General features: G+C 37.5%; 18 protein-coding genes. 17 read left to right on the top strand and 1 reads right to left on the bottom strand.

Annotated features, from left to right (window positions below; translation table 11 throughout):
* The first annotated feature begins 441 nt into the window (after positions 1-441).
* The 14 genes from FFS26_RS12090 (at position 442) to FFS26_RS12025 (ending at position 14,544) form a co-directional block, all read left to right on the top strand.
* A complete protein-coding gene (locus tag FFS26_RS12090; RefSeq protein WP_137905134.1) occupies positions 442-1,647 on the top strand; it encodes an RsmB/NOP family class I SAM-dependent RNA methyltransferase in 1,206 nt (401 codons plus the stop codon).
* A gap of 186 nt (positions 1,648-1,833) precedes the next feature.
* A complete protein-coding gene (locus tag FFS26_RS12085) occupies positions 1,834-3,501 on the top strand; it encodes a GLPGLI family protein (RefSeq protein ID WP_137905133.1) in 1,668 nt (555 codons plus the stop codon).
* Positions 3,502-3,822: 321 nt separating this feature from the next.
* Positions 3,823-5,490 (top strand): asparagine synthase B, encoded by a 1,668-nt coding sequence (gene asnB / locus FFS26_RS12080; RefSeq protein ID WP_137905132.1) that lies wholly within the window; start codon positions 3,823-3,825, stop codon positions 5,488-5,490.
* Between the two features lie 431 nt (positions 5,491-5,921).
* The gene (locus FFS26_RS12075; RefSeq protein WP_227944262.1) at positions 5,922-6,764 is read left to right on the top strand and encodes a hypothetical protein; all 843 of its coding nucleotides are present in this window, start codon (positions 5,922-5,924) and stop codon (positions 6,762-6,764) included.
* A 138-nt stretch (positions 6,765-6,902) separates the two neighbouring features.
* Positions 6,903-8,306: an MFS transporter gene (locus FFS26_RS12070; protein ID WP_137905131.1), complete on the top strand. Its 1,404-nt coding sequence runs from the start codon at positions 6,903-6,905 to the stop codon at positions 8,304-8,306.
* Positions 8,307-8,466: 160 nt separating this feature from the next.
* The gene (locus FFS26_RS12065; protein WP_110010868.1) at positions 8,467-9,342 is read left to right on the top strand and encodes a pirin family protein; all 876 of its coding nucleotides are present in this window, start codon (positions 8,467-8,469) and stop codon (positions 9,340-9,342) included.
* Between the two features lie 154 nt (positions 9,343-9,496).
* Positions 9,497-9,808 carry a GNAT family N-acetyltransferase gene (locus FFS26_RS12060; protein WP_110010867.1) on the top strand — a complete coding sequence of 104 codons (312 nt, stop codon included), beginning with the start codon at positions 9,497-9,499 and terminating at the stop codon, positions 9,806-9,808.
* A 60-nt stretch (positions 9,809-9,868) separates the two neighbouring features.
* The gene (locus FFS26_RS12055) at positions 9,869-10,768 is read left to right on the top strand and encodes a pirin family protein (protein ID WP_110010866.1); all 900 of its coding nucleotides are present in this window, start codon (positions 9,869-9,871) and stop codon (positions 10,766-10,768) included.
* Positions 10,769-10,785: 17 nt separating this feature from the next.
* Positions 10,786-11,316, top strand: a complete 531-nt coding sequence (locus FFS26_RS12050; protein WP_110010865.1) for an NADPH-dependent FMN reductase — start codon at positions 10,786-10,788, stop codon at positions 11,314-11,316.
* The gene (locus FFS26_RS12045) at positions 11,317-11,895 is read left to right on the top strand and encodes a TMEM175 family protein (RefSeq protein ID WP_062675413.1); all 579 of its coding nucleotides are present in this window, start codon (positions 11,317-11,319) and stop codon (positions 11,893-11,895) included.
* A 1-nt stretch (position 11,896) separates the two neighbouring features.
* On the top strand, positions 11,897-12,115 hold the full coding sequence (locus tag FFS26_RS12040) for a (4Fe-4S)-binding protein (protein WP_110010863.1): 219 nt from the start codon (positions 11,897-11,899) through the stop codon (positions 12,113-12,115).
* Entirely contained in the window at positions 12,115-12,510 is a 396-nt protein-coding gene (locus FFS26_RS12035) for an OsmC family protein (RefSeq protein WP_110010862.1), read from the top strand. Before FFS26_RS12040 ends, FFS26_RS12035 begins: the two co-directional genes overlap by 1 nt.
* 1 nt (position 12,511) lies before the next feature.
* On the top strand, positions 12,512-12,799 hold the full coding sequence (locus FFS26_RS12030) for a GNAT family N-acetyltransferase (protein WP_171006298.1): 288 nt from the start codon (positions 12,512-12,514) through the stop codon (positions 12,797-12,799).
* A gap of 185 nt (positions 12,800-12,984) precedes the next feature.
* Entirely contained in the window at positions 12,985-14,544 is a 1,560-nt protein-coding gene (locus FFS26_RS12025) for a sodium:solute symporter (RefSeq protein WP_110010861.1), read from the top strand.
* Between the two features lie 75 nt (positions 14,545-14,619).
* Here FFS26_RS12025 and FFS26_RS12020 read toward each other — a convergent pair whose 3' ends face one another.
* Positions 14,620-16,854: a reprolysin-like metallopeptidase gene (locus tag FFS26_RS12020; protein ID WP_171006297.1), complete on the bottom strand. Its 2,235-nt coding sequence runs from the start codon at positions 16,852-16,854 to the stop codon at positions 14,620-14,622.
* A gap of 323 nt (positions 16,855-17,177) precedes the next feature.
* Here FFS26_RS12020 and FFS26_RS12015 point away from each other — a divergent pair, with 323 nt between their 5' ends.
* The 3 genes from FFS26_RS12015 to FFS26_RS12005 all read left to right on the top strand — a co-directional run bounded on the left by FFS26_RS12015 (position 17,178) and on the right by FFS26_RS12005 (position 19,702).
* Positions 17,178-17,696, top strand: coding sequence for a hypothetical protein (locus FFS26_RS12015; protein ID WP_110010859.1), 519 nt, complete (start codon positions 17,178-17,180; stop codon positions 17,694-17,696).
* Positions 17,697-17,773: 77 nt separating this feature from the next.
* Positions 17,774-18,658 (top strand): transketolase, encoded by an 885-nt coding sequence (locus FFS26_RS12010; RefSeq protein WP_228406544.1) that lies wholly within the window; start codon positions 17,774-17,776, stop codon positions 18,656-18,658.
* A 99-nt stretch (positions 18,659-18,757) separates the two neighbouring features.
* Positions 18,758-19,702, top strand: a complete 945-nt coding sequence (locus FFS26_RS12005; protein WP_110010857.1) for a transketolase family protein — start codon at positions 18,758-18,760, stop codon at positions 19,700-19,702.
* Positions 19,703-19,794 lie beyond the last annotated feature (92 nt).

Here is a 19,794-nt window from a genome sequence, read left to right as displayed (position 1 = left end):
TCAGCAAATATTTTTCATTAAGCAAAAAACACAGGTTTATCCGTCTTAGAGAAAGGCTATCGTCAACAAATAAAAAATATAAATAATCAGAAAATCTTTACAAATTCAGCATTAAAATTTATTTCCACTATACAAAAAATTAATAAACACACAGACCATTCACTACTGAATCTCAGATTGTCAATAGTCAATTTTTGCTTTGAAAAGTGAATCGTGAATGCGCAACCTTCCATTAGAAAACTGATCTGTATAATATATAATTACTCATAACCTCGCAACTGGAAACCCGAACTCCAAACCTCGCAACCATAACCCGAAAATTTACAAGCGAAGCGGATTGATCATTCACAATTCACAACCCTTCATCAACTCTCCCCACCCAAATTCCAAACTCTCAATTAAAAGTCGTATTTTTGCAGATTCAAACAGCGAAGCAAATTTATGGAACTTATTCACAGAAACTTGGCAATCGGAATTCACGATGCCTTACAGGAGACATTTTTTGAGAAAAACAAATATGCCGATAAAGTTATTGAAAGACTTTTGAAAGCCAACAGAAAATGGGGAAGCCAGGACAGAGCCGTTGTTTCTGAAATTTTTTACAATATTATCCGTTGGAAAAAACGCCTTGAATACTATATGGGTGAAGGTGTAAAACCCAACAATATCTACAAACTGATTATTGCGTATTTACTTTGGAGTAAAACCAATTATAAAAAATTTGAAGAATTTGACGGAATCAAAATCGCCGACATTCTTACCAAACTTAAAAAGAACACTGTTCCTACAAAAGCGATAGAACACTCTATTCCTGAATGGCTTGCTGAAACTCTTGAAAAAGAACTGGGTGCCAGCTGGGAAAGAGAAATGATTGCTTTAAACGAGCAGGCTCCTACGGTTTTAAGAGCAAACTCTTTAAGAACAACCACTAAAGAACTTATCTCTGATCTTTCAGATGAGGGTGTTGTTTCTTATCCTGTTAAAGGTTATCCTGACGCTGTTCAGCTGGAAGAAAAGAAAAATGTTTTCCTTACCACAGCTTTCAAAGAAGGATTATTTGAAGTTCAGGATGCTTCTTCTCAGAAAATCGGGTATTTTCTTGATGTAAAAGAAGGACAAAGAGTAGTAGACGCCTGTGCAGGTGCAGGAGGAAAAACATTGCACTTAGCCGCATTAATGAAAAACAAAGGTCAGATCATAGCATTAGACATCTTTGAATGGAAGCTTGCAGAACTGAAGCGTCGTGCCAAAAGAGCCGGAGCCCACAACATTGAAACCCGTATGATTTCCGATAACAAGGTGATCAAAAGACTTCATGAAAAGGCTGACAGACTTCTTATTGATGCTCCATGTTCAGGTCTTGGGGTTTTAAAAAGAAATCCGGACAGTAAATGGAAAATTGACCAGGACTTTATTGACAGAATAAAAAAGGAGCAGCAACAGATCCTTCAGGATTATTCTAAAATGCTTAAAAAAGGAGGAAAAATGGTGTATGCAACATGTTCTATCCTTCCATCTGAAAACAATCTTCAGGTAGAAGAATTTATCAAAAACAATCCGGGATTCAAGATGATTAAAGATGAAAAAGTAATGCCTAGCGAAGGGTATGACGGATTCTACATGGCTTTGATTGAAAGAGTTTCTTAATCTAAATCCTCTAAACGATATTTAAACTACTCTATTTTCTGGAGTAGTTTTTTTTATTTAAAATCTTGCAAAAAAAATGTAACATTTTTTGTAACATTTACAGTACGTTTTCTACTAACTGTATAGATTAAACCGGTTTGACGCTGTGAGAAGTTAAGAGTAACTTTGCAGCAAACTCATTTATTTATGCATACAAGAATTGTTTTCAATTTTCTGGCTGTTTTTTTATACTGTCTGTTTTCTGCACAGACCTATGAAATTCAGTACTCCAGTTCTTATAACGGAAAAGCATTAACTGATCAGCCTTCTACAATTATCTGGGTCAATGAAAAAGAAAATTTCATTCTTAACAGTACAATCAGAGAACAAAAAAGCAGCTATCCTTATGAAATTACTAAGGTGGAAAAGCCATCCAATACTATAGTTTCTTATGCCTTTTTAAAACCCGGCTCAATCATCTCAACCTCAGATGCTGAATCTGTAGGAAAACAGGATTTTGAACTGGCCAATGAAACGAAAAAAATCCTGGGATACAACTGCAAAAAAGCCGTTACGAAAGTCAATTCGAATACCATTGAAGTCTGGTATACGAATGACTTGAAGCTGAAAGGCGGCCCATCTGTATTGGGGCAGAATTTAGGATTGGTTCTGGAAGTGGAAAGAAATAAGAACTCTTTAACGACTGCCGCTTCAATCAAAAAAATAAAGAATACCGGAATTGAAAGTATCATAAAAGGAGAAATACAGACAACTGATCAGCTGGGATATAAAGACCTTCTTTGGAAAAGCAGATTTACCACGCTGAATGTTTTTGAGAACGAAATCATCAATTTCTCTGATGCCTCAAAATCTGACGGCCAGATAAAAAGATACGCCAAGGGAACTATTATCCTAAAAAAAATAAAATTTCCTGCTATTACAGAGGGAGAGACTATTTTTGCAGAACTAAAACAGCAGTCGAACGGAGATGCGTATGACAGAACCGGAACTGTATTTTTTATTCCGCAGGATAAAGAAAAGTCTTTTTTTGACGGCCTGGAAAAGGGAGCAAAAACACTTCCTCTTTACGAAAACGGAAATGGGAAGCAATATTACGGAGTAGCCACTACCAACAATTATAGCCCTGCCATGGAAATGATGCGGTTCTTTACCGCTTTTGGCATTCAGAAATTTAATCATATTCAGCTTAAGGGAAAAGACTGGCAGACCATCAGCCCTTACCGGCAGGATATTACAGAATTGAAGCCTGCTCTATCCGGAAAAGAGCTTTGGATAGGAACTTTTATTGGAAATTATGATAAAGGTGGACACAAAGTAAGTCTTGATATTACGATTCATAAAAGCGATCAAAACGTTAATAAAAATAATGTAGCCATCCCGTTATTCAACACTTTAAACATTATGGAAATGGCAGGACAGGACTATTCTACCATGTTCAGTCAGGATAAAGGCCTTCTTGTTGATTTCACTTTGGATAAAGATCTTAAAAACGCTCAGCTAAGATATACCACAACGGGTCATGGCGGATGGGAAAACGGTGATGAATTTGTTCCAAAAACCAATTCTATATTGGTGGATGGAAAACCTGTATTTTCATTTGTACCCTGGAGAACAGACTGTGGCTCATATCGTTTATACAATCCGGCCTCCGGAAATTTCCAGGATGGTCTTTCGTCATCAGACCTCAGCAGATCAAACTGGTGCCCGGGAACGGTTACCAATCCTGATTTCATTCCTCTTGGAGATCTGAAAGCAGGAAAGCATACGATTCAGGTAAAAATTCCACAAGGTCCTACTGAAGGAACAAGCTTCAGTTCATGGAATGTTTCCGGAGTATTACTGGGGGTTCAATAAAAACAAAACCTTCTTGCATGAGAATTGCAAGAAGGTAAAAACACAAATGATGAAAAAAAATTATTTCGAGCCACAAAGTAAGGGGTAAAATTCATATAATTACTTACCATATATTAATAAATATGTCATTTTTATTTCGTATAGAGATTATGCAATTTTAGTCGCGACGAAAAAAATTAATCAAAAACATCATAATTCAAATAAATAGTTAAAATTTTTAACTTCAAAACACAAATTGATTAAAAATTTTCTCATTTAAACATTTTTAATTGTTATTTATAAACATCACTTCTACTTTTGTCTCATAAATAATAAAAAATTATGTGTGGAATTGTATGTTTATTTGACGCCAAGCAAAAAACCGAAGTATTAAGACCTCAGGTATTGGAAATGTCAAAAAAAATCCGTCACAGAGGACCGGATTGGAGTGGAGTTTTCCAGGATGAGAAAGTCATTTTTTCTCATGAAAGACTTGCCATTGTAGATCCAACTTCCGGAAAACAACCTTTATTTACGAAAGACGGAAAAGTAGTATTAGCCGTAAACGGTGAAATCTACAACCATAGAGAATTAAAAGAAGAATTTCCTGATTATGAATTTCAGACTCAGTCGGACTGTGAGGTCATCCTTGCACTGTACAGAAAATACGGAAAAGATTTCGTAGAGAAACTCAACGGAATTTTTGCCTTCGCTTTATATGATACTGAAAATGATGTTTATCTTATTGCCCGCGATCATATGGGAATCTGCCCGCTTTATCAGGGGTGGGACAAAAACGGAAACTATTATGTCGCTTCAGAATTAAAAGCTCTTGAAGGGGTATGTAAAAAAATAGAAACATTCCTGCCCGGTCATTTCGTTTACAGCAAAGATGGTGCTGAGCTTCAGCAATGGTACACAAGAGACTGGGACAGCTTTGATCATGTAAAAGACAATGAAACGGATATTTCAAAACTGAGAAAAGGTCTAGAAGATGCCGTTCACAGACAACTGATGAGTGATGTTCCTTATGGAGTACTTCTATCAGGAGGTTTAGATTCATCGGTCATTTCCGCTATTACTGCAAAATTTGCCCGCCAGAGAATTGAAAGCGGCGATACACAGGAAGCATGGTATCCGAGACTTCACAGTTTCGCCGTAGGATTGGTTGGTTCTCCGGATCTGGCAGCAGCTCAGAAAGCTGCAGAACACATCGGATCTGTACACCATGAGGTTAACTTTACCGTACAGGAAGGACTGGACGCTGTACGTGACGTTATTTACCACCTTGAAACCTATGATGTAACCACCATCAGGGCATCCACCCCAATGTATCTTTTAGCAAGAGTGATCAAATCTATGGGGATTAAAATGGTTCTTTCAGGAGAAGGTTCCGATGAATTGTTCGGAGGTTATTTATACTTCCACAAAGCTCCTAATGCAAAAGAATTCCACGATGAAACAGTGAGAAAACTGGGCAAACTTCACCTTTATGATTGTTTAAGAGCCAACAAAGCGTTGATGAGCTGGGGAATTGAAGGAAGAGTACCTTTCCTAGATAAAGAATTTATGGATATTGCGATGACGCTTAACCCTAAAGATAAAATGATCAATACTGCTGAAGGAAAAATTGAAAAATGGGTATTGAGAAAAGCTTTCGAGGATCTGCTTCCTGATTCTATTGCATGGAGACAAAAAGAACAGTTCTCGGATGGTGTAGGCTATTCATGGATCGACACATTAAAAGAAGTAGCAGAAAAAGAAGTAACGGATGAAATGATGGCGAATGCAAGATTCAGATTCCCGCTAAACACTCCTCAGAACAAAGAAGAATACCGGTACAGAACGATTTTTGAAGAACATTTCCCAAGTGAAACCGCCGCTGCTACTGTTCCATCGGTTCCATCGGTGGCATGCTCCACTCCTATTGCTTTGGAATGGGATGAAGCCTTCAAAAAAATGAACGATCCAAGCGGAAGAGCAGTGAAAGTGCATGAAACGTCATATTAGAGAATCGATTGATGAATCGTCAATGGTCAATTCGCTGCGCTTGTGAATTTGTTGCGGGATTCGGGTTTCGGGTTTCGGGTTTCGGGATATTTTAACGCAGAGTACGCTAAGATATTTCCATTAGTGTTTAAGAACGATCGCAAAGGCGTTTCACTTAGCAACAGACAAACTGATATCCTCGCTGAACGAAGTGCCCTTGCGAACGAAATATATGGGATTAAAATATAAACCTTGCGACCATAGCGTTTATTTAACCTTGCCAATAATATTAATTCACTAATTAAAATATATATTTTTTTATTCAAACATATAACTCTCTCTGTTATAATTTATCAATCCTGTAGCAATACAGGATTTTTTCTTGAATTAACAATAACAATATGGCATAATTTAACTCACAATCCAAAATAATATCTAATAAATAATTATATTTGGAAAACGAAAATATCAATTATAAAAAAATGAGAAGAAACCTTACTGTTTTATTTGCCTTATTAGCGATTAGTTTTGCTTTTGGACAAGGGAAATATGGCAAATATCTGAATTCAAAGAAGCTTGCTTTGGCTTATAAGAGTGTGAAAGACCAGGATAAGGATGACTACTATCAACAATTCTACTGGCTGGTAAAAGCAGAGCAACTGAAAACTTATCCTCACCTTAAAGATATAAAACCTGTCGTTTTATATGAATTTGTAAAATACGTAAACCCTCAGAATCCGACCAAAAAACTGGATGCAAGAGGCAAAGAACTGAGAGCAACTGCAGAATTATCATTAAATCAATATTTTAAAAATAAAAAATTTGAAAACAATTCTGTATTAATGTACAATCTGGAAACGTATGTAGATCCTTCAAAAGGGCAATATTATACTAAGGTTGATCCGGAAAAAATCAAAGAGCTTGTACCAAAGGAATTATTTGCTTTCAACTCGTTCAACAGAAATATAGGAGAAGAAAAAACCTATTATCTCTGGATTGACAAGAAAAAAGATGATCTTAATATTGTAGATATCATTCCTAGCGAAAAAGAAGACAAAGCTTTTTATACCAGATTAAGACAATATCTTCCAAGCTATAAATTCTCAAAATATGTTCCTACTGTAAAAAAAGGGAACAAGTCTGACAAAACGGATATTGAATATTATTATATCATGCCTTTTGAACAGAATACCGATAACATCGAATACAAAACCAAGGATTTCAAAACTTTCACTTTAAGCCAGTACAGAAAAGCCGGAGATGAATGGAAAGGAGTAGAAAAACCTAGAAAATAAATCAAAAAGTCCTGTGAAATTTCACAGGACTTTTTTAATTTTATATGGATTTCTTTATCTAAGAATCAAAACGCTTAGAGTAAGCGGTTCTTCAAATCAAATAAGTCTGGGAATTTTTTATAACCCAGCCGGTACAAAATGACAGAAGCAAATACACAACAAACCTCCGTAAAAAAAATACTTCCCTTAATTCTGGCCACTGCTATTTTCATGCAAATGCTGGATTCCACAATCCTGAATACTTCCCTGCCTGCAATTGCAAAAGATCTGAATGAGTCTCCCCTCAATATGCAGAACGCTATCATCAGTTATGTTCTGACCCTTGCTGTTTTTATGCCCGCCAGCGGATTTCTTGCCGACCGGTTTGGAACAAAAAAAATATTTATATTTTCTCTGGTATTGTTCAGTCTGGGCTCGCTATTTTGTTCTTTGTCTCAAAACCTTACCCATCTTGTTATTTCAAGGGTCGTTCAGGGAGTTGGAGGAAGCCTGATGACTCCTGTCGGAAAACTGGCACTCATCAAAACATTTGACAAAAACGAACTGCTCAAAGCCATGAACTTTGCCATTATCCCGGCACTTATCGGACCTGTACTCGGGCCTTTAGTGGGAGGTTATATGGTAGACTATCTTTCATGGCACTGGATATTCCTGATCAATATTCCGATTGGGGTGCTTGGAATTCTTTTAGGATTAAAATTCATGCCCAATTATAAATCCGATGATGTAGATTTTGATTTAAAAGGTTTCCTGATTTTTGCAGCAGCCTCTCTCCTGCTTTCTGTTTCACTGGAACTTTTCGGAGACATTCAGAATATCACACCTGTCTTATTGGTATTTATCATGGGATTTTTGTTCCTGTACTATTATTATAAACATGCAAAAAGAGGCGGAAATCCTATTTTCCCATTAAATCTGTTTCAGGTAAGAACTTTCCGTGTGGGTATTGTGGGCAATCTGGCGACCAGATTGGGAATCAGCTCCGTTCCGTTATTACTTCCGCTAATGATTCAGATTGCCTATAAACAGTCTGCAGTCACTTCCGGGTGGATCATTGCTCCTATGGCTTTAACAGCTATATTCGGAAAATCCTCGGTTATAAAAATTTTAGATAAATACGGCTATCGTCAGACCTTAATGGTGAATACATTCATTATCGGAACGCTGATCTGCCTGCTTGCTATTCCTGATATCCATACTTCCTTATATTGGTTTATTCCCATTATTGCGGTACTGGGCTTTTTCAACTCTATACAGTTCACTTCCATGAACACTATTTCCATTGCTGATCTCCGAAATTTCCAGACCAGCAGCGGAAACTCTTTACTCTCAGTCAATCAACAGCTGGCGATAGGCTTCGGAATTGCCTTCGGACTGATTGTTTTAAAGTTATTTGAAAATACAGATCTTATTAATGGTGAAATCCATAATGCCTTCCGACTTACATTTCTTACGGTGGGAATACTAACGATTTTATCCGGATTCGTGTTTAGGAGACTCCATATTTCGGATGGGAAGAACATGCAGTCTAAGGAGGATTAATCAGGAAAAAAGTAAAATTATAAAAATAATGCATCTATGGCGGATTACTAAGCGGTTCCGCCAATTTATATTCTGTATTCTACCCTTCTACGAACTTAACACAGATCAATGCTTTTCGCATATATGTATGGTAATTTTGTTTACATAAATCAACAATGTGATGGCAACTAAAAAAATAGAAATCGTAGTATCTCCAAAACCTGCGCACTTTGTAGGCGATGGATTCAGGGTTCACAATTTCATTCCGGGAGTTCCTGGATTGGATATGAAAAGAATGGATCCGTTCATTATGCTGGATTATAATTCAAAATTTCATTTCAACGGATCAGACAGACCGAGAGGTGTCGGGGTGCATCCGCACAGGGGTTTTGAAACCGTAACCATAGCATATAGCGGAAAAGTAGAACACCATGACAGTGCCGGCGGCGGCGGTGTTATCGGAGAAGGTGATGTTCAGTGGATGACAGCAGCCAAAGGAGTTCTTCACAAAGAATATCATGAAACAGAGTGGGCAAAAGAAGGAGGAATTTTCCAGATGGTACAGCTTTGGGTGAATCTCCCTGCAAAAGATAAAATGAGCTGCCCAAAATACCAGGCTATTGAAAACTCCAAAATGGAAAGAGTTGATCTCGGTGATAATGGTTTTATTGAAGTAATTGCCGGAGACTATGATGGTCATAAAGGACCTGCAAGCACTTTCACTCCGGTTCACATGATGAACGCAAAACTTAAAGCAGGAGGAAAAGCAGAATTTAATTTCCCTGCCCATTTCAATACTGCGGCTTTGGTTATTGAAGGAAGTATTATTATTAATGGAGAAGAGAACGTTAAACCCGATCATTTTGTATTGTTTAAAGATGAAGGTGAAACATTTACCATCGAAGCAAAGGAAGATGCTGTTGTTTTAATCATCAGCGGTGAACCTATCAATGAGCCTATTTACCCTCATGGTCCTTTCGTAATGAATTCCAGAGAAGAAATCATGCAGGCTTTCGAGGATTTTAATACCGGAAAATTCGGATACCTGGAAGATTAAAAGATTTAAATTTATCTTAATCTTTGATTATTCCTTTTTTATTAACTTTATATAATGGCAAACCTTATAGGTTTTATGAACCTATAAGGTTTAATTGTCTTAACAAGCAATTTCCTGCATTTATAGGAAATGCAGAACCCTTAGTACAAATATTATGAAACCAGAATTTGAAAATATACCTCTTGTAAAAGCTGAAAAAAGATTTGAAATAGAATTCAACGGACATTATGCGTTCATCGATTACCGTGAAACCATGCACCAGATTTCTTTGATACATACAGAGGCAGAACCGGAACTGGCAGGAACCGGCGCAGCTGCTGCAGTAGTAGAGAAAACATTGAATTTTATTGAGGAAAGCGGAAAAAAACTTCTTCCCTTCTGTCCTTATGTTTTCGCCTTTATTAAGAAACATCCTGAATGGAAACGTATCGTAGATGAGAGATTTGAAGGCTATGACAAACTGTAAATCTTTATCAGAACTCATCATTTATTTTAAATAACAATATCTTAAAAGTATCACATCATTATGTCAAATATTGGACTTATTATTGAAGAAAAAGCAGCAGATATCGGAAATTTTCTGGTAGGAAGACTTCTTCCTTTCCGTGAGAAGAGAGCCGTTGGACCTTTTGTTTTTATTGACCACATGGGACCTTCAGAATTAAAAGATTATCAGAATCTCGATGTTCCGCCACATCCGCATATCGGCTTATCTACATTGACTTATCTGTTGGAAGGGTCTATCTTTCACAGAGACAGCATTGGAAGTGCTATAGAAATAAAACCGGGTGCCGTTAACTGGATGACTGCCGGAAAAGGAGTGGTACATTCAGAAAGAACACCTGAATATTTAAGACACAGTGATAAAAGACTTCATGGATTTCAGATCTGGGTAGGTCTTCCAAAGCATCTTGAGCAGTCTGAGCCTACTTTTCATCATATTGAGGCAGATGAAATTCCGGTTTGGGAGGAAGATGGCATTCAGTATAAATTAATTGCTGGTGAAGCATTCGGAAGAACATCTGCAGTTCCGGTACACAGCAAATTATTTTTCATTGAGATCAAAACAAAAGAAGCTAAGAAAATAAGCATCGGGAAAGATCTTTATGGAGAAGCGGCCATGTATGTTCTGGATGGAACAGTGACTACAGACGGAAACTCTTATGGTTCAAAACAACTGATGATCGCTAAGGATACCAAGCTTTGCGAATTCGAGATGAGTGAAAACGGAACGGTTTATCTTTTCGGTGGCGAACCATTCGATGAAGAACGCTTTATCTTCTGGAATTTCGTTAACTCTGAAAAAGAATTAATTGATCAGGCAAAAGTCAACTGGAATGACCAGAATCACGAAGCATTTCCTTTGGTTCCCGGCGATGAAAATGAATATGTTCCGCTTCCAAAGGCTATTTTAAACAGAAAATAATTTCAGTTCAGATTAACATGAAAATATTAGCATTTGCCGGAAGTACATCTTCCACTTCTATCAACAGGGAACTGGTAAAATTTGTTCTGAAAGATTTTCAGGATGAGGAAATCAATCTGATTGACCTCAACGATTTTACGATGCCTGTATTCTCTGTAGATCTTGAAAAGAAAGGTTTTCCGGATGAAGCCCACAAGTTTTTAAAAGCGATTGAGGAATGTGATGTAATCATCTGCTCACTTGCTGAGCACAACCGTTCTTACAGCTCGGCGTTTAAGAATCTTTTTGACTGGTCTTCAAGGATCAATGTAAAAGTATTTCAGAATAAACCCATGCTTCTGATGAGCACTTCTCCCGGAGGCTATGGCGGCGGAAATGTGATGAATACGGCAAAAACATTTTTCCCACAGTTTGCGGCAGACATTAAGGGTACTTTTTCATTGCCCAAATTCTATGAAAATTTTGATCTGGAAAGCGGGGTCATCAATCCTGATATGCTGAATGATCTGAAAGGTAAAATACAAAACTTTAAAAATCAGATAAAGTAAATGAACAAAGGAAGACTGGAGGCATTCAGTGATGGTGTTCTTGCTATTATTATCACCATTATGGTACTTGAACTGAAAGTACCTGAAGGAAATAGCTGGGCCAGTGTCAAACCTCTTCTTCCTAAGTTTCTGGCTTATATTTTCAGTTTTATTTATGTAGGAATCTACTGGAACAATCATCATCATTTGTTTCAGACAGTAAAGAAAGTAAATGGCAGCATTCTTTGGGCCAACCTTCACCTTCTGTTCTGGCTTTCTCTGATGCCAATTGCTACGGAATGGATCGGGACGACAAATTTTGCAAAAAACCCCGTTGCAGTATATGGTATAGGGCTCATTATGTCGGCCATTGCCTACACTATTCTGGAACATGTTATTATCCGTTGTGAAGGAGAAGATTCAAAACTGAAAGAAGCCATCCATTCGAAATATAAAGAGTATATCTCAATTGTATTTTATGTCCTGGGAATCGCTACTTCATTTTTTTATCCTTATATTGCCATAGGTTTTTATTATATCGTGGCTCTTATATGGCTGATTCCGGACAGAAGAATCGAAAAAACATTAAAAGAAAATTGATATGGAAACACACGAATATCCTAATGGAAACATTACTGTCATCTGGCAGCCTAAGAAATGCATCCACTCTGCCATATGTGTAAAAACACTTCCAAAAGTCTATAATCCTAAAGAAAGACCCTGGATAAAAGCAGAAAACGCAAGTCCTGAAGAACTTAAAAATCAAATAGACTTATGCCCTTCGGGTGCATTAAGTTATAAATTCAATACAGAAAAATAATGGCGGTAACGGTAAAAGCAAGTTTAGGAAAAACAAAATATTATACAGAAGTAACAGCCGGCGAAAACACAATCATTACGGATGAACCGATTGATAAAGGCGGACAGAACAAGGGTTTCAATCCGCTGGAAATTCTGGCTACGTCATTGGCAAGCTGTACCGCAGCTACATTGAGAATGTATATTGAAAGAAAAGAATGGGATGTGGAAAGCATCAATGTAGAAGTAGAGCTTGAAAATTTCCCATTAACAAAAAGAGCAGTTTTCAAAAGAGAGATCAGCTTTGAAGGTATTCTGGATGATGAGCAGCGTAAAAGGCTGCACACTATTGCAGACGCATGCCCTGTTCACAAAATATTAACCAACGACATAGAAATACTAACTAAATTCTCATAATATGATCGAAGTAAAACAAAACAACGACGAAAAACACGGAAGTTTTGAAGCTTTCATAGATGGAAGACGCGCAGGAATGATGACGTATACCTGGGCAGGAGAAGAAAGATTTATTATAGACCACACCGAGGTGGAAGAAGCTTACAACGGAAAAGGTGTAGGTAAGGAAATGCTTCTGGCAGCCGTAGATTTTGCCAGAAAAAATGATAAAAAGATTATTCCCCTCTGTCCTTTTGCTAAAGCAAGTTTCCAGAAAAGTGAGGAACTTCAGGATGTTTTAGTGAATTAGTCACTGTATTACACCCTTACGATACAACCCTTCCGGACAGTCTCTGGAAGGGTTTTTATTTTTAATGAAAAACATTGGCTGAAAGTAAATTAACAATTGTAATCTGCCAGGAAATGAACAGGTTTTTAAATTCATGATTCACGACTGATCTTTTTTATATATTTGCTAAAATTTAAAAATCAAGAATGAATCCAGGAACTATCCTTTTGTTATTTGTTTTCGTCTATTTTATCGGTCTTTTGGTGATTTCTTATTTCACCAGCCGGAATTCTGATAACCAGTCTTTTTTTATCGGTAACAAAAAGAGTAAATGGTGGCTCGTAGCATTCGGGATGATAGGAACCAGTCTGAGCGGGGTTACTTTTATTTCAGTTCCGGGAACCGTCGGAAAAATGACCGGCTCCGAATATATTTACGGAGGTTTTGAGTACTATATGATGGTGATCGGTTTCTTCATCGGATATTTTATTGTAGCAGCGATACTTTTACCGCTTTATTACAAGATGAATCTAACCTCTATTTATACGTATCTGGGGAAAAGATTTAACGTGGAAGCCCATAAAATAGGTTCTATCTTTTTCATTATTTCAAGAGCGATTGGAGCTACCGCAAGATTATACCTGGTAGTGAATGTTTTACAGATATTTTTACTTGAAGGGTTGGGAGTTCCGTTTTGGGTAACTTCCCTTGTACTTCTGCTGATGGTACTTCTGTACACTTTTGAAGGCGGTGTAAAAACGATTGTTATTACAGATACCCTGCAGACTTCATTTATGATCATCAGCCTTGTAGCTTGTATTGTTTATATTTTATCCAACCTGGATTTATCATTCGGTGAAGCTTATACGATTCTGGAACAGAAAAACTATACGCATTTCATCAATTTTGATCCTAATTCCAAAACCTTTTTCCTGAAAACCATTCTGGGAGGAATTTTCATTACCATTGCCATGACAGGCCTGGATCAGGAAATGATGCAGAAAAATATTTCTGTAGACAACCTTAAGAATTCAAAGAAAAACATGCTGACCTTCGCTGGAACACTTCTTATCGTGAACCTTGCATTCCTGTTCCTGGGAGGGTTGTTATACCTTTTTGCGCTGCAGCATGGAGCGGAATATGGGACTATAAACGGTGAAACGGTAACGAATATTTTCGGATTTAAAGATCCGGCAGGAAACATTAAAAACGTAATGGGAGACGATCTTTTCCCGGCTTTATCGCTTCAGGGATATTTTCCTATGGCTATTTCTGTTATTTTCATCATCGGATTAATTTCAGCCTTATTTCCTTCCGCAGACGGTGCTTTAACAGCTGTAACAAGCTCATATTGTGTAGATTTATTAAACCTTAATGAGGATAAAACCAAAACTGAAAATGAGAAGAAACGTCTTCGTATGAAAGTGCATTTAACTTTCACTGTCGTTTTCTTTATCCTGATCATGGTTTTCAAGGCATTAAATGATAAATCCATTGTGTACCTGATCATGGAAATTGCAGGTTATACGTATGGACCGCTTTTAGGACTTTTTGCTTTTGGAATTTTCACCAGGTTCCAGATTTCAAGAAAATATTCAATTCTTGCGGTAACTATTTTTGCCCCTATCCTTACCTATTTAATCAATCTTGCTGTTACCACGTATACAGATTACAGAATCGGTGTAGAACTGATTGTGCTTAACGGATTGCTGACTTTCATTGGTCTGTGGCTGGTAAAAAACAAGCAGCACTTAAAAGTCGTTTAACACTTATAAAAACATAAAAAAGGCTGTTTTCAATGGAGACAGCCTTTTTCTTTTTATTGGAATCAATGAAATAGATTATTCTTTAATCCACTTGATTGTTTTCTCTAAGTTCTTAGATTTAACTTTGATCAGATAGTCTCCCTGAACAAGATGTGACAAGTCAAAAGACCCTGTTTTATCATGATTCAATTTGTTATTTGCCTGAGTGAACACTAATTTTCCGCTTACGTCGTATACTGTAATATCATATACTTCATTTGAATTGGTAAATTTCACATTCAGAAGTCCTTTACTTGGATTAGGATATACTACAAATACATCTTTATTGGCAGCAGTCTCGTTCACACCCAATGTCTGAGTAATGGTGAAGTTGACAGGGTTAATGTTGTAAAATACGTTCGTTTCTGCAGCCACCATAATTCTTGCCTGTGTGGTATTTACGTTAGGAATAGTAACAGCTTCAGAACCATCATTCGGAGTAGAAGCCAGGATCAGTGTAGGATAGGTAAGACCGCCGTCTGTTGAAAGATAAATATTGACAGTAGCAGCATTCACAGGAAATGCCGTTGTATTGGCGACATCCCATGTTACCGTCTGAGTGGAATTACCAGCCCAGCTTACCGCTGTAGCAGGTGCAGTTACATTGAAAGGTCCGGAATTTCCATCAACGGTAATAACAGCATCATCATTGGCTACCCCGGCGCAACCCGCATTATTATCTCTTACGGTCAGTCTGAACTCCATCGTTCTTGCATAAGATGGTCTAACTTCTCCTTTGGAAACCGTACCATTGATTACATCTGTAAGTTTTGGGAAATATCGGTAAGGAACGGTTACAGGTACGTATGATCTGAACAGAGGTGCATTTCCTGTAGGAGCATTCCAGTCGCCTGCCGGGCCTACATCATTCTGCTCCCAGCTGTACGTAAGCGGATTATTATCGATATCTGTCGCAGAACCTTCCAATCTGAATGGTGTACTCTTCGGGATGGTATAATCACCTCCGGCGTTTACTGTTGGAGCAAAATTATTAACAGGAAGCGTAACCTGACATGTTGTTGACTGAACTTTTGTTGTGATAGACTGATATGATTTGGTATGGAAAGTCGGAATACTGTTAGGAGCCAGGTTATTGGTACTTCCACAAATTCCGGCGTAAGCCATTATGGTAATTCCGCTTCCAGGTTCTACAGCATTAGATGCAATACGGTTACCATTACAACTCCCTGTAATAGCATTAAATGTATGCGGACCACCAAACTGATGCCCTACTTCATGGGCTACATAATCAATATCATAAGGATCTCCAACAGGATTAGGTGAACCGGTGATCCCTCTTCCTTTATTGGTTGCATTACAGATTACTCCCAATCCGGCTAACCCTCCGCCACCCGTACTGAAGGTGTGTCCGATATCATAATTTGCATTTCCTATCAATAAATCAATCTGAGTCTGGCTTTCATTAATTAACGTGCTGGCATTGTTATTTCCGTTAAACGGATCTGTAGCGGCATTTGTAAAGACCACATTGGCTTCATTATCCACCAGCACCAATCTTGAAGCAACTTCCTGTTCGTAAACTCCATTCACCCTGTTTACAGAGGTTACTATAGCTGAAAGTGTCTGTGCTACAGTAGGTGTGGCGGTACCCGTTGCTGCTACAGCATATTCTCCCGTACAAGCCACCGCAAGTCTGAAAACTCTAATTTGATTTCCTACGCTTGGTGCTATGGTCTTTTGAGCGTTTTTTTTTCCCAGGGGAGACTCGTCCTCATCCTTTACTCCACAAGACCTTGGATTTTTATCAATCAAATCACTTTTTTTATAAATGATATAATTGCTGATATCCTGTTTTGCATAGGGATCAATATAAGAATCTCCGGCTACTATAGATTTTATCTGTGCATGGAATCCCAGTTCTGTAAAATCCAGTTTTATGGTGGCGTACTTGTCATCAATTCCCTGTCCTGTAAAAGTAACAATCTGAGGAAACTGGCTGGCTAACCCGGGAGCCATCACTGAAGATTTCCAGATTCTGAATTTTGCTTTGGTGCCGTCAGGCATTGGCAGAACAATAATAGGGGCATTATCTTTGCGATCACTATCTTTCAATTCCGGCACGGAATTAAAATAGCTTTTCATTCCGGTTACATCCAGTGTGTATGTCAGTGCCTTTTCCGGCTGTACTGTTCTGTTTTTAGGATCTGCTTTAATGGATCTTTCACTAATTACTGTAAAAAAATCCTGTGCTTTCCCGGAGGAAACGGATATTATAAATATCCCCAGATAAAATAATTGTTTAATTTTCATATATAATGGTTTGTAATTTTTATTCATTCAAATAATAAGACCAAGCTAAAAAATAATTAAGCAAGGAATAATAATTCAAATAATCTGGAATTATAAAATTAATTAAATTAATCAGATTATTGCATACAAAAAACAGAAAATTGAATATAAATCTGTAGAGAATGTAAAAATATGCCTGTATAAAGACATTAAGCTAAAACAAATTAACTATAATTTTTCCTTTTATTTACACAGATACTTTTACGATTTTAATATCTTTGAAATGTATAAAATAAACAGAATTAAAAATTAATAAAAATAAAAAAAATACAAACCTAAAAACTATGAAAAAAATTATCTCATTTTTCGCTTTCCTATTAACATTCAGCTTTATGAGTGCTCAGGACAATTTTGAACTATCAACATTAAGAATCGGGCCGTTTAAAGTCTTTATGCCGAAGGCTGAAGCTGAAAAAATTGCAGGAACAAAGCTGGTTAACACGGGTGGAGAGAAAAAAAACATGGTAAAGTATAATGGAGAAACCATACAGATTGATCTTTTTGATAATTACATTAATGAGGCCAATCCAAGTGTTCCTTCGATTACCTATATGACAACAACTAGTAAAAAGTTCAAAACCAAAAGTGGAATCGGAGTTGGAAGCACCCGCGACGACCTGATCAATGCCTACAGAAATTACCCCAACTTTAGTGTGCGCCCGGATTGGGACTCTAATGGCAAACCGATTAAAGACACCGGTTATTTTAATCTTGAAGACAGCCAGGCAGGAACGCTGTTAAGCTTTAAATTTGTTAATAATATAGTGACCGAAATCTCCGTTTACCTTAATGAAGGTTGTTAAAAGCGGAAAAATATTAAAATCATACAAAGATCGGGGTTTTATCTCCGGGCTTTTGCATTTCCGTAAGCCGGTAAAAAATTGTAAATTCGCATACAAATAAATCAGATATAATGAGTAAAAGTATTGAGGAGTTAAAGACTCTTACTACGCAGATCAGAAGAGACATTTTAAGAATGGTTCACGCTGTTAATTCAGGACACCCGGGTGGAAGCTTAGGTTGTACAGAATTCTTTACAGCCCTTTATGGTAAAGTGATGAACTATAAACTTCCTTTCACAATGGAAGGCAAAAATGAAGATCATTTTTATCTATCAAACGGACATATTTCTCCGGTATTCTATTCTACTTTAGCAAGATTTGGTTTCTTCCCTGTTGAAGAACTGAGCACTTTCAGAAAATTAGATTCAAGATTACAGGGACACCCAACTACTCACGAAGGTCTTCCGGGAATCAGAATCGCTTCAGGTTCTCTTGGACAGGGGCTTTCTGTAGCACTTGGAGTAGCTCAGGGTAAAAAATTAGATGGTGATCAGTCTCTTGTTTACTCTCTTCACGGGGATGGTGAGCTTCAGGAAGGTCAGATCTGGGAGGCATTGATGTATGCTTCTGCTAAAAAAGTAGATAACATCATTTCTACTATTGATTACAACGGGCGCCAGATTGACGGAGATACCGATGATGTATTAAGCTTAGGAAATCTTCATGCAAAACTAGAAGCATTCGGATGGACTGTTTTGGAAGAAAAGAACGGTAATGATCTTGAAGCAGTCATTGCAATCCTTGAGAAAGCAAAAACAGAAACCGGAAAAGGAAAACCTGTAGCCATCCTTCTTCATACAGAAATGGGATACGGAGTTGATTACATGATGGGATCTCATGCTTGGCATGGTAAAGCTCCTAATGATGAGCAGTTAGACACGGCATTCAAGCAATTGTATCTGGAAGCTCCGGCTGATTATTAATTATAAATGATAAATTATTATTGATAAATGATGCTTCTGGAACTTTATAATATGATTAATCACTCATCATTTATCAATGATCAAAAACTTTAGTAAAAAATGAAATATACATATACAGAAAAAAAGGACACCCGTTCAGGATTCGGAGCAGGATTAGCAGAATTAGCGGACAAAAATCCTAATGTAGTAGCACTTTGTGCAGACCTTATCGGTTCTTTGAAGATGGAGAAATTCATTGAAAAGGCTCCTGAAAGATTCTTTCAGATCGGTATTGCAGAAGCGAACATGATGGGAATTGCTGCAGGTCTTAGTATTACAGGAAAAATTCCTTTTACAGGAACTTTCGCGAACTTCTCTACTTCAAGAGTATATGATCAGATCCGTCAGTCTATTGCTTATTCTGACAAAAATGTAAAAATCTGTGCATCTCACGCAGGTCTTACTTTAGGAGAAGATGGGGCTACTCACCAGGTTCTTGAAGATATCGGTATGATGAAAATGCTTCCCGGAATGACCGTGATCAACACTTGTGATTACAACCAGACTAAAGCTGCTACCCTAGCGATTGCAGATTTTGAAGGTCCTGTATATTTAAGATTCGGAAGACCTGTGGTTCCTGTATTCATCCCTGAAGATATGCCTTTCGAAATCGGAAAAGGAATCATGCTTCAGGAAGGTACTGATGTAACGATTGTTGCAACAGGACATCTTGTATGGGAATCTCTTGTGGCGGCTGATGAACTTGAGAAAGAAGGTATTTCTTGTGAGGTGATCAACATTCACACGATCAAGCCTCTTGATGAAGAGATCATTTTAAAATCTGTAGAAAAAACAGGTAAAATTGTAACGGCTGAAGAGCACAACTATCTTGGCGGTTTAGGAGAATCTGTTGCAGGTATGCTTGCAAGAAGAAGACCTACAAAACAGGAATTTGTAGCGGTAAATGATACTTTCGGAGAGTCTGCAACACCAGCAGAATTGATGAAAAAGTATCAAATTGATGCGGCTGCAGTAAAAGAAGCTGTAAAGAGAATTTTAGCTTAAAATAAGGTATTATATAGACAAACTCCGGCGGTTTCTTCGAAACCGCCGGAGTTTTTTGTTATTGTGTATAAAACCACCCCGTCAAAAATTCT

Source organism: Chryseobacterium sp. 2VB (assembly GCF_005503635.1).
In the GTDB taxonomy this organism is placed as follows: Bacteria; Bacteroidota; Bacteroidia; order Flavobacteriales; family Weeksellaceae; genus Chryseobacterium; species Chryseobacterium cupriresistens.
This window is presented reverse-complemented; position numbering and strand designations above follow the sequence as displayed.